This window comes from Vibrio azureus (assembly GCF_002849855.1).
Classification (GTDB): Bacteria; Pseudomonadota; Gammaproteobacteria; order Enterobacterales; family Vibrionaceae; genus Vibrio; species Vibrio azureus.
This window is the reverse complement of record NZ_CP018616.1, coordinates 462,950-479,836: the sequence shown is the minus strand read 5'-3', so window position 1 is coordinate 479,836 and position 16,887 is coordinate 462,950. Positions and strand designations below refer to the sequence as shown.

At 46.3% G+C, this 16,887-nt stretch carries 8 protein-coding genes; 4 read left to right on the top strand and 4 right to left on the bottom strand.

The window, feature by feature from the left end:
• The first annotated feature begins 501 nt into the window (after positions 1–501).
• Complete coding sequence (gene arcA / locus BS333_RS02305; protein WP_021709919.1) at positions 502–1,218, top strand: two-component system response regulator ArcA; 717 nt, start codon at positions 502–504, stop codon at positions 1,216–1,218.
• A gap of 123 nt (positions 1,219–1,341) precedes the next feature.
• Here arcA and BS333_RS02300 read toward each other — a convergent pair whose 3' ends face one another.
• From BS333_RS02300 to BS333_RS21985, 4 genes are all read right to left on the bottom strand, one after another.
• A complete protein-coding gene (locus BS333_RS02300) occupies positions 1,342–1,791 on the bottom strand; it encodes a hypothetical protein (protein ID WP_033003800.1) in 450 nt (149 codons plus the stop codon).
• A 16-nt stretch (positions 1,792–1,807) separates the two neighbouring features.
• Positions 1,808–4,198, bottom strand: a complete 2,391-nt coding sequence (gene arcB / locus BS333_RS02295) for an aerobic respiration two-component sensor histidine kinase ArcB (RefSeq protein ID WP_021709917.1) — start codon at positions 4,196–4,198, stop codon at positions 1,808–1,810.
• Between the two features lie 127 nt (positions 4,199–4,325).
• On the bottom strand, positions 4,326–5,252 hold the full coding sequence (mnmL, locus tag BS333_RS02290) for a tRNA modification radical SAM protein MnmL/YtqA (protein ID WP_021709916.1): 927 nt from the start codon (positions 5,250–5,252) through the stop codon (positions 4,326–4,328).
• Positions 5,253–5,503: 251 nt separating this feature from the next.
• Positions 5,504–5,830, bottom strand: a complete 327-nt coding sequence (locus tag BS333_RS21985; protein ID WP_021709915.1) for a hypothetical protein — start codon at positions 5,828–5,830, stop codon at positions 5,504–5,506.
• 58 nt (positions 5,831–5,888) lie between these two features.
• Here BS333_RS21985 and gltB (BS333_RS02285) point away from each other — a divergent pair, with 58 nt between their 5' ends.
• From gltB (BS333_RS02285) to gltB (BS333_RS02275), 3 genes are all read left to right on the top strand, one after another.
• Complete coding sequence (gltB, locus tag BS333_RS02285) at positions 5,889–10,439, top strand: glutamate synthase large subunit (RefSeq protein WP_021709914.1); 4,551 nt, start codon at positions 5,889–5,891, stop codon at positions 10,437–10,439.
• On the top strand, positions 10,439–11,908 hold the full coding sequence (locus tag BS333_RS02280) for a glutamate synthase subunit beta (RefSeq protein WP_021709913.1): 1,470 nt from the start codon (positions 10,439–10,441) through the stop codon (positions 11,906–11,908). Before gltB (BS333_RS02285) ends, BS333_RS02280 begins: the two co-directional genes overlap by 1 nt.
• Before the next feature lie 506 nt (positions 11,909–12,414).
• Positions 12,415–16,878, top strand: a complete 4,464-nt coding sequence (gene gltB / locus BS333_RS02275; RefSeq protein WP_021709912.1) for a glutamate synthase large subunit — start codon at positions 12,415–12,417, stop codon at positions 16,876–16,878.
• The last annotated feature ends 9 nt before the right edge of the window (positions 16,879–16,887 follow it).

The following is a 16,887-nucleotide window of genomic DNA, read 5'->3' as shown; positions in this document are numbered from 1 at the left end:
CTGCCTCCTTGAAAGTTCTACTCAAATCGGGTGAATCCATGCCTTTTCCAATCGACTCTATCTTCACAACACAAAACACTTAACAACTTGGAATAACTCAGATAAAACACCATAAAGTAGAGTTGAAAGCCGTTTACTTTTCTTCATTTTTGCTCTCAAACACGTAACGATGGTTACATTTGTTCAATTGATACAAATCAATAAACTGCATAAAATTAACATTTGACCATTGTTAGCATGCTGTTAACAATATAAAATCTACCTCATATTTTAGGGCTGTACGTCTGTTGCCTTTTAAGGCGAGAAAGATCAGAAGGCACTCCTACAGAATAGACCTATCAGAGGATTCTGGTAAGTTGGCAAAACTCCATGGAGGGCGGATAGCTGGGTAACGTTTTTGAAGACACGTAATAATTATCAAAAACTTGTCCCCCATATGCTATATTTTTGCCTAGAATTTATTCTCTTAGCATAATATTGTCACAAATTTAGGTACCGCCAATGCAAACCCCGCAGATTCTTATCGTAGAAGATGAGCAAGTAACTCGTAACACTCTTAAGAGTATTTTTGAAGCAGAGGGATATGCTGTTTTTGAAGCCAGCGACGGTGAAGAGATGCACCAGGTATTGTCAAACAATGCCGTTAATTTGGTCATTATGGACATTAACCTACCTGGTAAGAATGGCCTTCTTCTAGCGCGTGAACTTCGTGAGCAAGCGAACATTGCCCTGATGTTCCTAACTGGCCGCGACAATGAGGTTGATAAGATTTTAGGCCTTGAGATTGGTGCGGATGATTACATTACCAAACCTTTCAACCCTCGCGAATTAACTATTCGTGCTCGTAATTTACTTAGCCGTTCTATGAACAACCATGCCGTTCAAGAAGAAAAGCGCTTGGTAGAAAAATATGAGTTCAATGGTTGGGTGCTCGATATCAACAGCCGATCTCTTATCAATCCAACAGGAGAGAGCTACAAACTACCACGCTCGGAGTTCCGTGCACTGCTGCATTTCTGCGAAAACCCGGGCAAGATCCAAACCCGTGCTGATCTATTGAAGAAAATGACTGGACGTGAGCTTAAACCGCATGACCGAACTGTTGATGTTACGATTCGTCGTATCCGTAAGCATTTCGAGTCGGTTTCAGGTACTCCGGAAATCATTGCGACGATCCACGGAGAAGGCTACCGCTTCTGTGGTGAACTGGAAGAGTAATCCAGTTTTCCAATCACTTTCGTGAATCAAAACGATAGGGCTTGCAACCATTGTAAGCCTTTGTTTTATATTAAAGTAACCAGTCCTTCAGTATACTTTATCGACTTAATGTCATTTCTCGACCTAGTATACTTGTTCCACTTTAATCTCTCTTTCTACTACCCAAGCTTTTTTGCCTGATTCTTGCAGTAGTAACGCCACCTCAAACCGCTTATTCGTATTGGCATCGATTTGTGTAACGAACACCACTTCCCAGTAGTTTTCGTCGTGAACCCTAAGTTCAATCTCAGGTTGTGCTAGCGTCCACTCCACACCACCTTGCTTAATGATCACAGCCTCCACCATAAAATCGGCAGGTAAAGGATGATTTGCATTTAAATAGAGGGCTCCATGTAGGTGCTTATGCTGTTCTGCTTCCGCTATTGGCAAGAAATTGATCCATAGATGACTGTCTAATTCGATCCGGATGTTATTGAGCGTTATTTGGCTTTCTCGAGACCAATTCAAAGCCGGGAAAGAGTGACACCCAGCGAGAAGGGCGATCATCAATCCTTTCCATAGCCAAATCGTCATTCGCCCTTCGCTCATCTTACGCCTTTTGCTTCAACCAAGTTTTGAGCACTTGGATATCATTCTGATATTCGTTCTTAATTTCTTCTACCCAATCAGAGATGTTCTCCCACCACGCTGGCATGTCTGGTGATTGCGCATACTGAGCGATATTTTGGATGTGCTTTAGACCGATAGAGCCCGCTGCTCCCTTAATCTTATGCGCTTCAGAAGCGATACCTTGCTGATCTTTTGCAATCATATTTGAGTCCAAAACCGCCAAATAATCTGGCATCATGCTTTCAAACATTTTGATGTTTTCAAAAACTGGCCCGACACCTACTATCTCAATGTAAGACTCTAACATGTCAAGATCGAGCAAATGGGTGCCAATTAATTGAGGAGAAGGAAGGTCATCCTGATGAGGGGGTTGCAAGTGCTTCACAGAGAAAACACCCTGTTCACTGCTCTCTAAGCTGCTGGTATCTAGAAAAAACTTCTTAATCACCGCCTGTATCGCTTGAACTGCCAGCGGCTTACTGAGAACGTCATCCATACCATTATCGAGATACTCCTGACGATCTCTCATTACATTTGCAGTCAATGCAACTAAAGGAGGCAAACCATCATAACGCTCCCGATACTGTTTGGCGACATCAAAGCCCGTCATATCGGGTAACTGAATATCCAATAATACGAGATCATATTGTTCAGGCACAAATTCAGTTAATGCTTCTTCGCCAGTCATCGCAACCGTGACGGAATGGCCTAGGCTTTCTAATAGTGATTTCGCAACGGTTACATTCAATTCAATATCTTCAACCATAAAAATATTTAAATGGATGGATTGTTGCTTAACCTCATTACTTTGTTCAACCACATGGATAATAGGCACTCGAAGAGACACAGTGAAGGTACTGCCAAAACCTTCTTCACTGCTTACTGTGATGTCACCATCCATCATATTGATCAATTGTTTAGACACCGCAAGACCAATACCTGTACCGACAGCATGAAGATTATCTTTACCTGATTTAACTTGGTAATACATCGCAAATATTTTATCTATTTCGCTTTCAGGAATGCCAATCCCCGTATCTTCAATTTCAATAACGATATTGGCAAAATCTTGGTTTTCATCGCCCTGCTCAACATCAGCACTGACGGTCATCACTACCCCGCCTTCTTTGGTGAATTTCATCGCATTACTGGTTAGGTTCCAAATCACCTGACGCAGACGGGTTGCATCGACCTCAATTGATTGAGGAAGATCACTTAACCGTTCTAAATCGAACCGAAGTCCCTTTTGTTCCGCCATTAATGCCGAGATGCTCTCTATTTCTGCAACAAAATCTTCAAAGTTCAGAGGAGCTGGTAGCAATTCAAGTTTACGTCGATCGAATTTATCCATATCAATAATGTCGTTAAAGATATGGCCTAGAGTGATAGCACTCACATTGATGGTTTGCATGTATTTACGTTGTTCTGGCGTCAGAGAGCCATCGAGTAACATGCGGCTCAAGCCAACGATGCCATTAAGTGGTGTTCGGAGTTCATGACTGATGGTTGAAATAAAGGTTGTTTTATCGCGGCTGGCTTTTTCCAATGACTCTTCATGTCGTTTACGCTCAGTGATATCACGACCAAATCCAACCAAGCCGAGATGGCGGCCATCTTTGCTATAAAATGGGACTTTACGCAATTCAAAGTAGTGCTTACGCCCATCCGGATATTCTAACCACTGCTCATAGGTGATGGCTTGATTATCAACAAAGACTTTTTGGTCGGTGTTGACGATTGGCTCTGCAACCTCCTTGCTATAGACATCCCATGGGCTCAAACCGACTAATTGACTTTCCTTTTTGCCGGTTAATTCTTCCATTGCTCGGTTACATCCAGAGAAGATCCCTTGCGCATTTCGGTAATAAATCAGATCAGGAGATGCATCGATAAAAGAGCGCAATAAAGCAGTTCGTTCAGCCAACTCAAGTTGAGTACGCTCGCGCTGGTAGACTTCATTTTCCAAGTCTTGCATCGCTTCTTCGCGCCCTCCCTCTGCTTTTATGCGCTCTTCAATCTCTTGGTTGAGCTTTTCAATATTGTGCTGCAGTTGGATATTCAATTCATGATCACGAGAGCGCATGTCTTTGAGCTTGGAGACTAACTTTGTCAGCCGTTGCCGTGATTCCTCTAATTGATCAACCACCACAGACAAAAAATACACCGCCCAAGGAGTGATTAATAACCCAAAAAAAACAGAACGAACGATATCGGTGTCATTGACAATACCATTCAATGCCAACGTAATCCCGACTTGCACGACAACCGCCAGTGCGACTAGCGCCAAAGCCAGCAAAATGGAGAAACGAACAATGCCCAGCTTCACTAACAGATCGACATAGTACTGCGCAAGGTTTTTAATCGGCTTCATTTAAGACTCCATAGAACAATAAAAACTAGAAGCAAAACAGATCACTTAAGGTAGAGTGCAGTTTAACGTGTTTGATGAGTCGGTTGAAACTCTCCACCCTCAACTTAGAGTTGAACGTCACAAAGGATTATGAATAAACCGCAAAAGGTTCATCGGTTAAAGATCCCTGCCCTCCATCTCGCTCCAATGCGCGACTAATTTCGGTCATCGCGAGCCAGCGGTTCTCACACCACAGTGGTGATAGCAAGGTTGGGCGACGCGCCGCAGAGGAAACACGATGGTAAATCACCTCTTTTGGGGTCATGCGGATCATTTGACTGGCGATCGCCACATACTCTTCAAGCTCAGGCGCTTCTAACTTTCCAGCACGCCAAGCTTTTGCCATGATACTGCCTTCAACAATGTGTAGGCCGTGAAGCTTGATACCGTCAGTACCGACTTCGAGCACTTTACACAGCGTTTCAAGGTTGTCATCACGAGTTTCTTTCGGTAAGCCAACGATCAAGTGAGTGCACACTTTAATACCTAAATCGCGAGCGCGTTTGGCAATCTCGGCATAGCATGCAAAATTATGACCCCGATTGATATGCTTGAGAGTTGTATCATTCGCAGTTTGTAACCCCAGTTCCAACCAAATTTCGTAGCCTTGATTCACATAGTCAGAGAGTAATTCCAAAACGGAATCAGGCACGCAATCGGGACGAGTCCCCACACAAAGACCAACAATATCCGCCGCTTTTAATGCTTCTTCATACATCGATTTAAGTACTTGCACTTCGGCATAGGTGCTTGTGTAGGCTTGAAAATAAGCCAAATATTTCTTTGCTCGCTGAATCTCTGCGGCGCGATCTTGCAATTGTTCATGAATACTTTTATTACGTTCACTTTCATTGGCAAAGGAAGCAACATTGCAAAAGGTGCATCCACCTCGTCCAATCGTGCCATCACGATTGGGGCAACTAAACCCGCCATGTAAAGTCAGCTTATGGACTTTTTCACCATAACGACGTTGAAGATCTTGTCCTATTGTGTTCACTAATTGGTGTAGTTGCACGATTTAACCTTATTTCAACCCATCGATAAGTCAGTTCTCTCAGCAGCTCAGTGGAGGCATGGTCAAGCACGTCTTAATTAACATGCAACGTTTTAGCTACACGCTCAAAGCACAACGCCAAAAATGTAATTAAATTACAAAACATACTGAGTAAAAATCATTATTTTAATCAATAAAAACCAACCAAGAATGATTTCAAATCAATAAAACCGCATAATAAACGAACCAAATATCGTAATGTTGCGTATTTGTTAATCTAATCGTGCATATTTAGACAAAATAAATTCATCAAATAAAGCGACTTTTGATTGCATAAACCGCACTCTAGATTGTAGGATAGTTACACAAACCGCTGTTTTTGTAACTTTTATTACACTGTCTACAGTGGTTATAACCTGTGTTATCCCAAGCCTACCAAGATAAACCACTACTAAGTGATAAAAAAGAAAGCGATAACACCAAGGAATGTTTTTCTCGCAATATTTTTCAGTGAGAGACGGAAAGGAATCAAAACTGGCTACCTCAGCCAGTGGCGAGTAATGCACATAAGGACAAGACGCAGCCCCATTACCAGTCATGATGGATTCATCTTGGTTTGGCGGGTTGTGCGTCAACATCAACTGGAAGGATGTATCTATGGTCGATAGAGAGCAAAGTTCACACGGGCTCTATACTCCTGAATTGGAGCATGACGCTTGTGGTATCGGTTTTGTTGCTCACCTCAAAAACCGTAAATCTCATGACGTGGTGACGCAAGCATTAGATATGCTGGCTCGCATGGAACACCGTGGTGGTCAAGGTTGTGACCCATGCAGCGGTGATGGTGCGGGTATCTTGCTACAAAAACCTCATGAATTCCTATTAGAAGAAGCGGTTAAGTTAGGCATTAAGCTGCCTTCGTTTGAAAAATATGGTGTAGGCGTCGTTCTTTTCCCGAAAGACGAATACAAACGCGAGCAATGCCGTGACATTCTAGAACGTAACGCACAACGTCTAGACCTTGAAGTTATCGGCTACCGCATTCTACCAACCGATAACTCAATGATCGGTGCAGATCCACTGAGCACAGAGCCTCAATTTGAGCATGTGTTTATCTCTGGTGGGCCTGGTATTACGCCTGAAGAGCTAGAACGAAAACTGTACGTGCTTCGTAACTACACAGTGCGAGTCTGCCTAGAAAGTGTTTCGAACATTGGTGACGACTTCTACATTAACTCCATGTCTTACAAGACATTAGTGTACAAAGGTCAGCTAACGACCGAGCAAGTACCTCAGTACTTCCTTGATCTACAAAACCCGACCATGGTGACTGCACTGGCACTGGTACACTCTCGCTTCTCTACCAATACCTTCCCGAGATGGCGTCTTGCACAGCCTTTCCGCTACATTGCCCACAACGGTGAAATCAATACCGTTCGCGGTAACTTGAACTGGATGAAGGCCCGTGAAGCTATCTTAGAATCAGACCTGTTTACTCAGGCTGAAATCGACATGCTGCTTCCAATCTGTCAGGAAGGCAGCTCGGATTCATCTAACTTCGATATGGCACTTGAGCTCCTCGTTCTTTCTGGTCGTAGCCTACCACACGCATTGATGATGATGATTCCGGAAGCATGGCAAGAAAATAAAAACATGGATCCTAAGCGTCGCGCATTCTATCAATACCACGCGAACATCATGGAACCATGGGATGGCCCTGCTTCAGTATGTTTTACTGATGGTGTTCAAGTTGGTGCGACACTCGACCGTAACGGTTTGCGCCCTTCTCGCTACACAGTGACCAAAGACAACTTCCTGGTGATGGCATCTGAATCTGGTGTTGTGGATATTGAACCAGAGAACGTTGAGTTCCGTGGCCGTCTACAACCAGGTCGTATCTTCGTTGCAGACCTAGAACAAGGTCGCATCATCTCTGATGAAGAAGTGAAAGACACCATCGCAACAGCGCAGCCTTACGAGAATTGGGTAGAAGAAAACCTACTGAGCTTGAAGAAGCTGCCAGATGCGAGCAACCAGTTCAGCCAACCTTCTCCTGAACGTTTGCTGCACCGTCAACAAGCTTTCGGAGTGAGCACTGAGGAAGTGAACGAAATCATCGTTCCAATGGCGAATGATGCGAAAGAGCCATTATCCGCCATGGGTGCAGACTGGCCTCTTGCGGTTCTATCTCATCAGTCTCAGCATCTTTCAAACTACTTCAAGCAGCTGTTTGCACAGGTAACTAACCCACCGATCGACCCGATCCGTGAGCGTATGGTGATGTCGCTGAACACTTACTTGGGTAAAGACCAAAACCTTCTGACTGAAACACCACTTCACTGTCAGAAAGTCGAATTGGAATCACCTGTTCTAGCGAACTCTGAGCTTGAAAAGCTGCGTGCGATCGATAACGAGCACCTACAAGCGAAGACGCTAGATATCGTATTCCAAGCCAATGAAGATCAAGGCAAGCTTGAACGTGCACTAAAACGTATCTGCCAATACGCAGAAGACGCAGTTATCGATGGTTACTCAATCATCCTACTCACTGACCGTGCAGTGAACTCAAACCACGCGGCGATCCCTGCAATGCTGGCCGTTGGCGCAGTCCACCACCACTTGATCCGCAAAGGTCTACGTGCGAAGTGTGACATCGTAGTTGAAACCGGTGACGCGCGTGAAACGCACCACTTTGCAACGCTACTGGGTTACGGCGCGAATGCGGTTAACCCATACCTAGTGATTGAAACCATCATCGAACTTCAACGTACGAAGAAGCTGGATCCAGAAGCGAACCCTCGCGATCTGTTCAACAACTATCGTAAAGCGATCAACGGCGGTCTTCTGAAGATCTTCTCGAAGATGGGTATCTCAACACTACAGTCGTACCACGGCGCGCAAATCTTCGAAGCCTTGGGCATCCACAAATCAGTAGTAGACAAATACTTCACAGGTACGGTTTCTCGTATCCAAGGTCTCACCCTTGATGATATCGCCAAAGAGGTACTTATCCGTCATCGCATCGGTTACCCACAACGCGAAATTCCAATTCAAATGCTGGATGTTGGTGGTGTTTACCAGTGGAAACAGCGTGGTGAGAAGCACCTATTCAACCCAGAAACCATTTCTCTACTGCAAGAGTCTACGCGCAACAAGAACTACGATCAGTTCAAGCAATACGCGACTGCTGTAGATAAGCAAGGTGACAACGCGGTAACCCTGCGTAGCCAACTTGAGTTCATTAAGAACCCAGCTGGTTCTATCTCTATCGACGAAGTCGAGCCAATTGAAAGCATCGTGAAACGCTTCGCGACCGGTGCAATGTCATTCGGTTCTATTTCTTACGAAGCACACTCCACACTGGCTGTTGCGATGAACCGCCTTGGCGCGAAATCGAACTCTGGTGAAGGTGGTGAAGACCCAATGCGTTTCGAGCGTAAAGAAAACGGCGATTGGGAACGCTCGGCAATCAAGCAGGTGGCTTCTGGTCGTTTCGGCGTAACCTCTTACTACCTAACTAACGCTGAAGAGCTGCAAATCAAGATGGCTCAAGGTGCTAAGCCAGGTGAAGGTGGTCAGCTACCAGGCGATAAAGTAGATGACTGGATCGGTGCAACACGTCACTCAACTCCGGGCGTCGGTCTTATCTCACCACCACCACACCACGATATCTACTCAATCGAAGATTTAGCTCAGCTGATCTACGACTTGAAGAATGCGAATCGTGCAGGTCGTGTCAACGTGAAGCTGGTATCAGAAGCAGGCGTAGGTACGATCGCTTCTGGTGTTGCTAAAGCGAAAGCGGATGTTGTACTTATCGCAGGTTTCGACGGTGGTACAGGTGCATCCCCCATGTCTTCCATCCGTCATACCGGTCTTCCTTGGGAACTTGGTTTGGCAGAAACGCACCAAACGCTACTAAAGAACGGTCTACGTAACCGTATCGTGGTTCAAGCGGATGGTCAGATGAAGACACCTCGCGACCTTGCAGTGGCAACACTACTTGGTGCAGAAGAATGGGGCGTGGCAACCGCTGCATTGGTGGTTGAAGGTTGTATCATGATGCGTAAGTGTCATAAGAACACCTGTCCTGTTGGTATCGCGACTCAAAACAAGACGCTTCGCGAGCGCTTTGATGGTCGCGTAGAAGACGTCGTAACCTTCTTCCAATACATGGCACAAGGTCTACGTGAAATCATGGCTGAACTTGGCTTCCGCACTATCGATGAGATGGTCGGTCAAGGTCAGAAGCTGAAGATTCGCCAAGACGTTTCTCACTGGAAATACAAGAACCTAGATCTGTCTCCTGTTCTCCATGTTGAGCAACCACGCGAAGCCGATGGCGTCTTCAACCAAGCTCAGCAGAACCACAACCTAGAAGAAGTACTAGACCGCAAACTGATTCAAGCAGCGATTCCTGCGCTCGAGAAAGGCGAAGCGGTGAATGCCGAATTCCCTATCGTCAACACGGACCGCTCTGCAGGGACCATGTTATCGAACGAAATCTCCAAAGTGTACAAAGATGCCGGTCTACCTCAACCAATGAACGTCAAGTTCAAAGGTTCTGCAGGTCAGTCATTCGGTGCTTTCCTCGCGAAAGGTGTGAAATTCGAAGTGGAAGGTGATGCGAACGACTACTGGGGTAAAGGCTTATCTGGCGGTACTTTAGTGCTTTACCCAGACGCGAAATCAAGCATTGTCGCCGAAGACAACATCGTGGTGGGTAACGTGTGTTTCTACGGTGCCACTTCGGGTGAGTCTTTCATTCGCGGTATGGCTGGTGAGCGTTTTTGTGTTCGCAATTCAGGTGCGAAAGTCGTAGTAGAAGGCGTCGGTGACCACGGTTGTGAATACATGACGGGCGGTGCAGCCATCATCCTTGGTTCAACAGGTCGTAACTTTGCTGCAGGTATGAGTGGCGGCGTGGCTTACGTATGGGATAAATCCAGTGACTTTGAGTCAAAACTGAACCCAGAGCTGGTAGATCTCGACCCCATCGAGCAAGAAGACCGAGATCTATTACTCGACATGCTCACTAAGCATGTTCAATTCACAGGAAGTGAAGTCGCTCAGTCTTTCCTAGACAACTTTGAAGCCAGCTTGGCCACCTTGGTTAAGGTTATGCCACGTGATTACAAAGCCGTCCTTCAAAAACGTAAAACTGAAGCGCAGTCTCAAGGAAACGAAACTCAAGCGGAGGCCGTATAATGGGTAAGCCTACTGGATTTTTAGAGCATGGACGTGAACTGCCACAGAAGATCGACCCGGCAGTGCGTATCAAGAACAATAAAGAGTTTGTTCTCAACGAAGAGTTTGGTGACAAAATCAATACACAGGCTTCTCGTTGTATGGACTGTGGTGTGCCGTTTTGTCATAACGGCTGCCCTATCGGTAACATCATCCCAGAATTTAATGATGCGGTTTATCGTGATAGCTGGGAAGAAGCATGGAACATTCTAAGTTCAACCAATAATTTCCCAGAGTTTACTGGTCGAGTCTGCCCTGCTCCGTGTGAAAGTGCTTGTGTACTTGGCATTAACCAAGATCCAATCACCATCTGTAATATCGAGAAAACCATCGTAGAAACCGCGTATCGTGAAGGATACGCCAAACCCAAAACACCGCGTTCTCGCAGTGGTAAAACCGTCGCGATCATCGGTTCAGGCCCTGCTGGCCTCGCAGCCGCTGAACAGCTCAACAGTGCTGGGCATACTGTGACGGTATTCGAGCGAGACGAGAAAGTAGGCGGTCTGCTACGTTTTGGTATCCCAGACTTCAAATTGGGCATGGACGTCATTGATCGTAAGATCAACTTAATGGCAGAAGCAGGCATCGAATTTAAAGTAAATCAACATATTGGTGTTGACGTAAATGCTCAGCAACTGCGTCAAGAGTTTGATGTGGTGTTATTGACTGGCGGATCAACAGTTCCACGTAACTTACCAGTTCCAGGCCGCGAGCTAAAAGGCGTTCATTTTGCGATGGAGTTCTTAGGACAAAACAACCGTCGCGCCAACAACATGGATCTCAAAACAGAAGAGATCCATGCGAAAGGTAAACATGTGGTCGTTATCGGTGGCGGTGATACGGGTTCTGACTGTGTAGGTACTTCTAATCGTCATGGTGCAGCAAGTATCACTCAGGTTGAAATCATGCCGATTCCACCAGAGAAACGTCCTGCAAATATGCCATGGCCACAGTACCCAATGATCCTACGTACATCGACGTCTCACGAAGAAGGCGTTGATCGTCACTGGAACATCCTGACCAAAGAATTCATTGGTAATGACAAAGGTGAAGTTACAGGACTTCGTCTGGCTGATATCGTTTGGCAAGATGCGAAACCTGGCGAGCGTCCAAGCTTCAAAGAAGTAGAAGGCAGCGAGCGTGTGATTCCATGTGATATGGCATTCCTAGCGATGGGCTTCCTACACCCAGAGCCAACAGGCGTGCTTGCTCAACTGGATATCGCTTTAGACGAGCGCGGTAACGTAGCCACTCAAGGATTTGCGACTAACCAAGAAGGCGTATTTGCAGCTGGTGATATGCGAACAGGCCAATCTTTGGTGGTTCGTTGTATCAACGAAGGTCGCGAATGTGCCCGTGCTATCGATGATTACCTCATGGGTAACACCAATCTAGAAGCAAAAGCAGACTCCTTAATGCTATCTGCCTAACATAACGCTTTACCCTAATATGCCTCAGGGAAACGACCTGAGGCAAGATTTCCTTCCAAGGCCTTTTGACCAGCCTTCTGTAGCTAAATGATATCAGTATACCTATTTCCAACCGACTGAGCTCCTTAACTATACGCTGGTCTTTTTTTAGCCTAAAGCTAACAAATTTTTTTCTTTACCTCTTTTCTGCTCTCTTTCCTCTCTTTTTTCTACTCTCTTTCTTCACTCCGCTTTGGAAGAAATAGCACGACAAAGTGCAACTGAAAGCCCAATGCAGATGAATAATTCACAAAACTAACATTCGCATTATTAATCACTATTTACTTGACCTTTTTTCTTCCAAGCTATAGCTTGTTTGACTATTGAGCACAAAAATGACATCTATCAAAAAATAAATAGTCTCAAATCCTGAATAACCATCAATTACCCATACTCAATCAAAATCATCAACGGATGTCTTGTTGATGTATCTGCCAGGATGACAGATAAGCAAAAGGAGAATTGCTATGGCTCTTTATGATCCAAGTCTTGAAAAAGACAATTGTGGATTCGGCTTAATCGCACATATGGAAGGGCAGCAAAGTCACAAACTGGTTCGAACTGCCATTTATGCTCTCGACCGTATGACTCACCGCGGCGGGATTGCCGCAGATGGAAAAACTGGCGACGGCTGCGGCTTGCTACTTCAAAAACCCGATTCTTATTTACGTTTGATCGCGGAAGAAAATGGTTTCAAACTTGGCAAGCAATTTGCTATCGGAATGATCTTCTTTAGCCAAGACCCGCTCAAAGCTCAACTTGCCAAAGACATCGTCAACAAGGAACTTGCCCAAGAGACCTTAACTGTGGCTGGTTGGCGTGAGGTTCCGACTAACTCAGAGGTGCTCGGCCCAATCGCTGTCGATTCACTACCAAATATCCAGCAAGTCTTTATCTCTGCGCCAGCAGGTTGGCGTGAGCGTGATATTGAACGTCGTCTCTACATTGCACGCCGTCGCATCGAAAAACAAATCACTGAAGACCCGGACTTCTACATCTGTAGCTTGTCGACACAAGTTCTAGTGTACAAGGGCCTGTGCATGCCTGCAGACTTACCGCGCTTTTATCTTGATCTGGCGGATTTACGCATGGAATCCGCTATCTGCTTGTTCCACCAGCGATTTTCAACCAATACCCAGCCGCGTTGGCCTCTGGCTCAGCCGTTTCGCTACCTCGCTCATAATGGTGAAATAAACACTATTGAAGGCAACCGCCAATGGGCACGAGCACGCGCTTACAAATTCTCATCGCCACTGCTGCCTGACCTCCAAACTGCAGCGCCATTTGTGAATGAAACAGGTTCAGATTCCTCAAGCCTAGATAATATGCTGGACCTCTTTTTAGCAGGCGGCATGGATATCTTCCGTGCCATGCGTATGCTAGTGCCACCAGCATGGCAAAACCACCCAGATATGGACCCGGATCTGCGCGCGTTTTACGACTTCAACTCAAAACACATGGAACCATGGGATGGCCCAGCTGGTATAGTACTGTCCGATGGTCGCTATGCGGCATGTAACCTCGACCGTAATGGTTTACGCCCTGCACGCTACGTGATCACAAAAGATAAGTTAATCACATTAGCTTCTGAAGTTGGCATTTGGGAATACGCTCCCGATGAAGTCGCAGAAAAGGGACGTGTTGCTCCTGGAGAGTTACTGGTTATCGATACTCGCAAAGGCAAACTTTGGCAGTCTAGCGAGATCGATAACGATCTCAAATCTCGTCACCCTTACCGAGAATGGATGGAAAACAACGTTCGCAAACTCACACCTTTTGCTCAGTTATCTGAAGATAAAGTTGGCGAACGCAGCTTTGATGAAGACTTGCTTAAGACTTACCAAAAGCAATTTGCCATGAGCAATGAAGAAGTTGATCAAGTACTGCGTGTCCTTGGTGATATGGGCCAAGAAGCCGTCGGCTCTATGGGTGATGACACCCCAATGGCCGTTCTCTCGTCAAAAGAGCGCTTGGTAACTGACTACTTCCGCCAGAAGTTCGCTCAGGTAACCAACCCGCCAATCGATCCATTGCGTGAAAAACACGTAATGTCACTGGCGACCAGTATTGGCCAGGAGATGAACGTCTTCTGTGAAACCGATGGTCACGCCTATCGAGTGACCTTCGATTCACCAGTACTACTTTACTCAGACATGCAGCAATTACTTGATCTTGGTGACGATCACTACCGCAATACCATTCTCGACATCAACTACGATCCACAACAGAAAGATCTCAAACAAGCCATTGATGATCTGTGTGAGCAAGCAGAACAGGTCGTACGTGAAGGCACGGTTCTGGTTGTGCTTTCAGATCGCGCTTTAGTCAAAGGCAAACTGCCAATTCCTGCAGCAATGGCAGTCGGTGCGGTTCAAACTCGCTTGATCGATGCCAACTTACGTTGTGATGCCAACATTGTTGTTGAGACCGCAACTGCGCGTGACCCACACCAATTTGCTGTCTTGCTTGGCTTTGGCGCCACTGCAGTTTACCCATACCTAGCTTATGAAGCGCTAGGTAAGCTGATTGATGATAAAGCGCTAGAAAAAGACTATCGCGATGTGATGCAAAACTACCAATACGGCATCAACAAAGGTCTGTATAAGATCATGTCAAAAATGGGGATTTCTACTATCGCCTCTTACCGTTGCTCACAACTGTTTGAAGCCGTTGGTTTAAGTACAGAAGTCGTCAATCTGTGTTTTAAAGGCGTAGCAACTCGTATTGAAGGCGCGAACTTCGATGATTTCCAACAAGACTTGTACAACCTGTCTCGCAAAGCATGGGCAAAACGTAAGGCCATCGAGCATGGGGGTTTATTGAAATATGTTCATGGTGGTGAGTATCATGCCTATAACCCGGATGTCGTTAGTACACTACAAAGTGCCGTAAAAACGGGTGATATCAGCGATTATCAACGCTTTTCTTCACAAGTCAACCAACGCCCAGTTGCGATGCTGCGTGACTTAATGTCACTGAAGAAACCAGACTCACCGCTACCACTTGAGCAAATCGAGCCAAGCACAGAACTGTTCAAACGTTTTGATTCGGCGGCCATGTCAATTGGTGCACTTAGCCCAGAAGCACATGAAGCTTTAGCAACAGCGATGAACCGTCTTGGTGGTTACTCCAACTCGGGTGAAGGCGGTGAAGACCCTCGACGCTTCGGTACAGAGCGTAACTCGCGTATCAAACAGATTGCTTCAGGTCGATTTGGCGTCACACCTCATTACCTCACCAATGCTGACGTACTGCAAATCAAGGTGGCACAAGGAGCGAAGCCAGGTGAAGGTGGTCAGTTACCGGGACACAAAGTCACCGCAGAAATCGCAAAACTGCGTTATTCGGTACAGGGAGTAACTCTGATCTCCCCTCCTCCGCACCACGATATTTATTCAATTGAAGACCTAGCCCAGCTGATCTTCGACCTAAAACAAGTCAATCCAAAGGCGCTGATTTCCGTAAAGTTAGTCTCTGAACCCGGTGTCGGCACTATCGCAACAGGTGTCGCTAAAGCTTATGCAGACCTCATTACCATCTCCGGTTACGACGGAGGTACCGCAGCCAGCCCATTAACCTCTGTGAAATACGCAGGTAGCCCTTGGGAGTTAGGATTGGCAGAAACCCAACAAGCACTGGTTGCCAATGGCCTGCGTCATAAGATCCGCCTGCAAGTAGATGGTGGTCTCAAAACCGGTCTAGACGTGGTGAAAGCGGCGATTCTCGGTGCGGAAAGCTTCGGTTTTGGTACTGCGCCAATGGTGGCAATGGGTTGTAAGTTCCTACGTATTTGTCACCTCAACAACTGTGCGACTGGCGTTGCAACTCAAGACGAGACACTACGTAATGAGTACTTCAAGGGTCTACCAGAAATGGTGATGAACTACTTCATCGGGCTGGCAGACGAAGTACGTGGATTGCTCGCTGAACTTGGCGTCGAAAAACTGACTGACTTGATTGGACGTACAGATTTGTTGGAAACCGTTGAAGGTCTGACAGCAAAACAAACCAAGCTAGATCTGTCGAATATCCTTGAGGCACCAGTCTCTCCAGAAGGACACCCTCTTTACTGGACACAGCCAAACGCACCATTTGATAAAGCCGAGCTAAACAACAAGATCATTGAAGACGCGCAGCAAGCAGTTGAGAAACGTCAATCAGCTAGCTTCTTCTACAACGTGATCAACACCGACCGTTCTGTTGGTGCTCGCTTATCAGGTGAAATAGCTCAGCGTTACGGTAACCAAGGCATGACGGCAACGCCAATCAAACTGCATTTAGATGGCACTGCTGGTCAGTCACTTGGCGTTTGGAACGCAGGTGGTGTTGAGCTTTACCTCACTGGCGATGCAAACGACTATGTAGGCAAAGGCATGGCTGGCGGTAAGGTGGTAATCAAACCCCACCTAGGCACTGCCTTTAAGTGTAATGAAGCGACCATCATTGGTAACACCTGTCTGTACGGCGCGACCGGCGGTAAGCTGTTTGCGGCAGGTAAAGCCGGTGAACGCTTTGCCGTGCGCAACTCAGGTACGATTGCCGTTATTGAAGGTGCTGGCGATAACGCTTGTGAGTACATGACCGGTGGTATTGTTGCCATACTAGGCGCGACTGGCGTGAACTTCGGCGCAGGCATGACGGGCGGTTTTGCTTACGTATTGGATGAGAACCAAGACTTCCAAGGTCGCGTGAACAACGAATCGGTTGAAGCGATATCTCTGTCAGACCTCTACATCCATCAGGAGCACTTACGTGGCCTGATTGCCGAACATCTTGAAGAAACCGGATCGAGCCACGCAGAAGATATCTTGGCGAACTTTGATGAATGGATTCCAAAGTTCTATTTGGTCAAACCACAAGCGGCAGACTTGCGTACGCTGCTTGGTCACCAAAGTCGCAGTGCCGCAGAACTGCGCGTTCAAGCCCAATAATCATGGAGG

Excerpts from the sequence above, each read along its gene's own strand:
- arcA (WP_021709919.1), top strand. The coding sequence starts at position 502 with ATGCAAACCCCGCAGATTCTTATCGTAGAAGATGAGCAAGTAACTCGT.
- BS333_RS02300 (WP_033003800.1), bottom strand. The coding sequence starts at position 1,791 with ATGACGATTTGGCTATGGAAAGGATTGATGATCGCCCTTCTCGCTGGG.
- arcB (WP_021709917.1), bottom strand. The coding sequence starts at position 4,198 with ATGAAGCCGATTAAAAACCTTGCGCAGTACTATGTCGATCTGTTAGTG.
- BS333_RS21985 (WP_021709915.1), bottom strand. The coding sequence starts at position 5,830 with ATGACTGGTAATGGGGCTGCGTCTTGTCCTTATGTGCATTACTCGCCA.
- gltB (WP_021709914.1), top strand. The coding sequence starts at position 5,889 with ATGGTCGATAGAGAGCAAAGTTCACACGGGCTCTATACTCCTGAATTG.
- BS333_RS02280 (WP_021709913.1), top strand. The coding sequence starts at position 10,439 with ATGGGTAAGCCTACTGGATTTTTAGAGCATGGACGTGAACTGCCACAG.
- gltB (WP_021709912.1), top strand. The coding sequence starts at position 12,415 with ATGGCTCTTTATGATCCAAGTCTTGAAAAAGACAATTGTGGATTCGGC.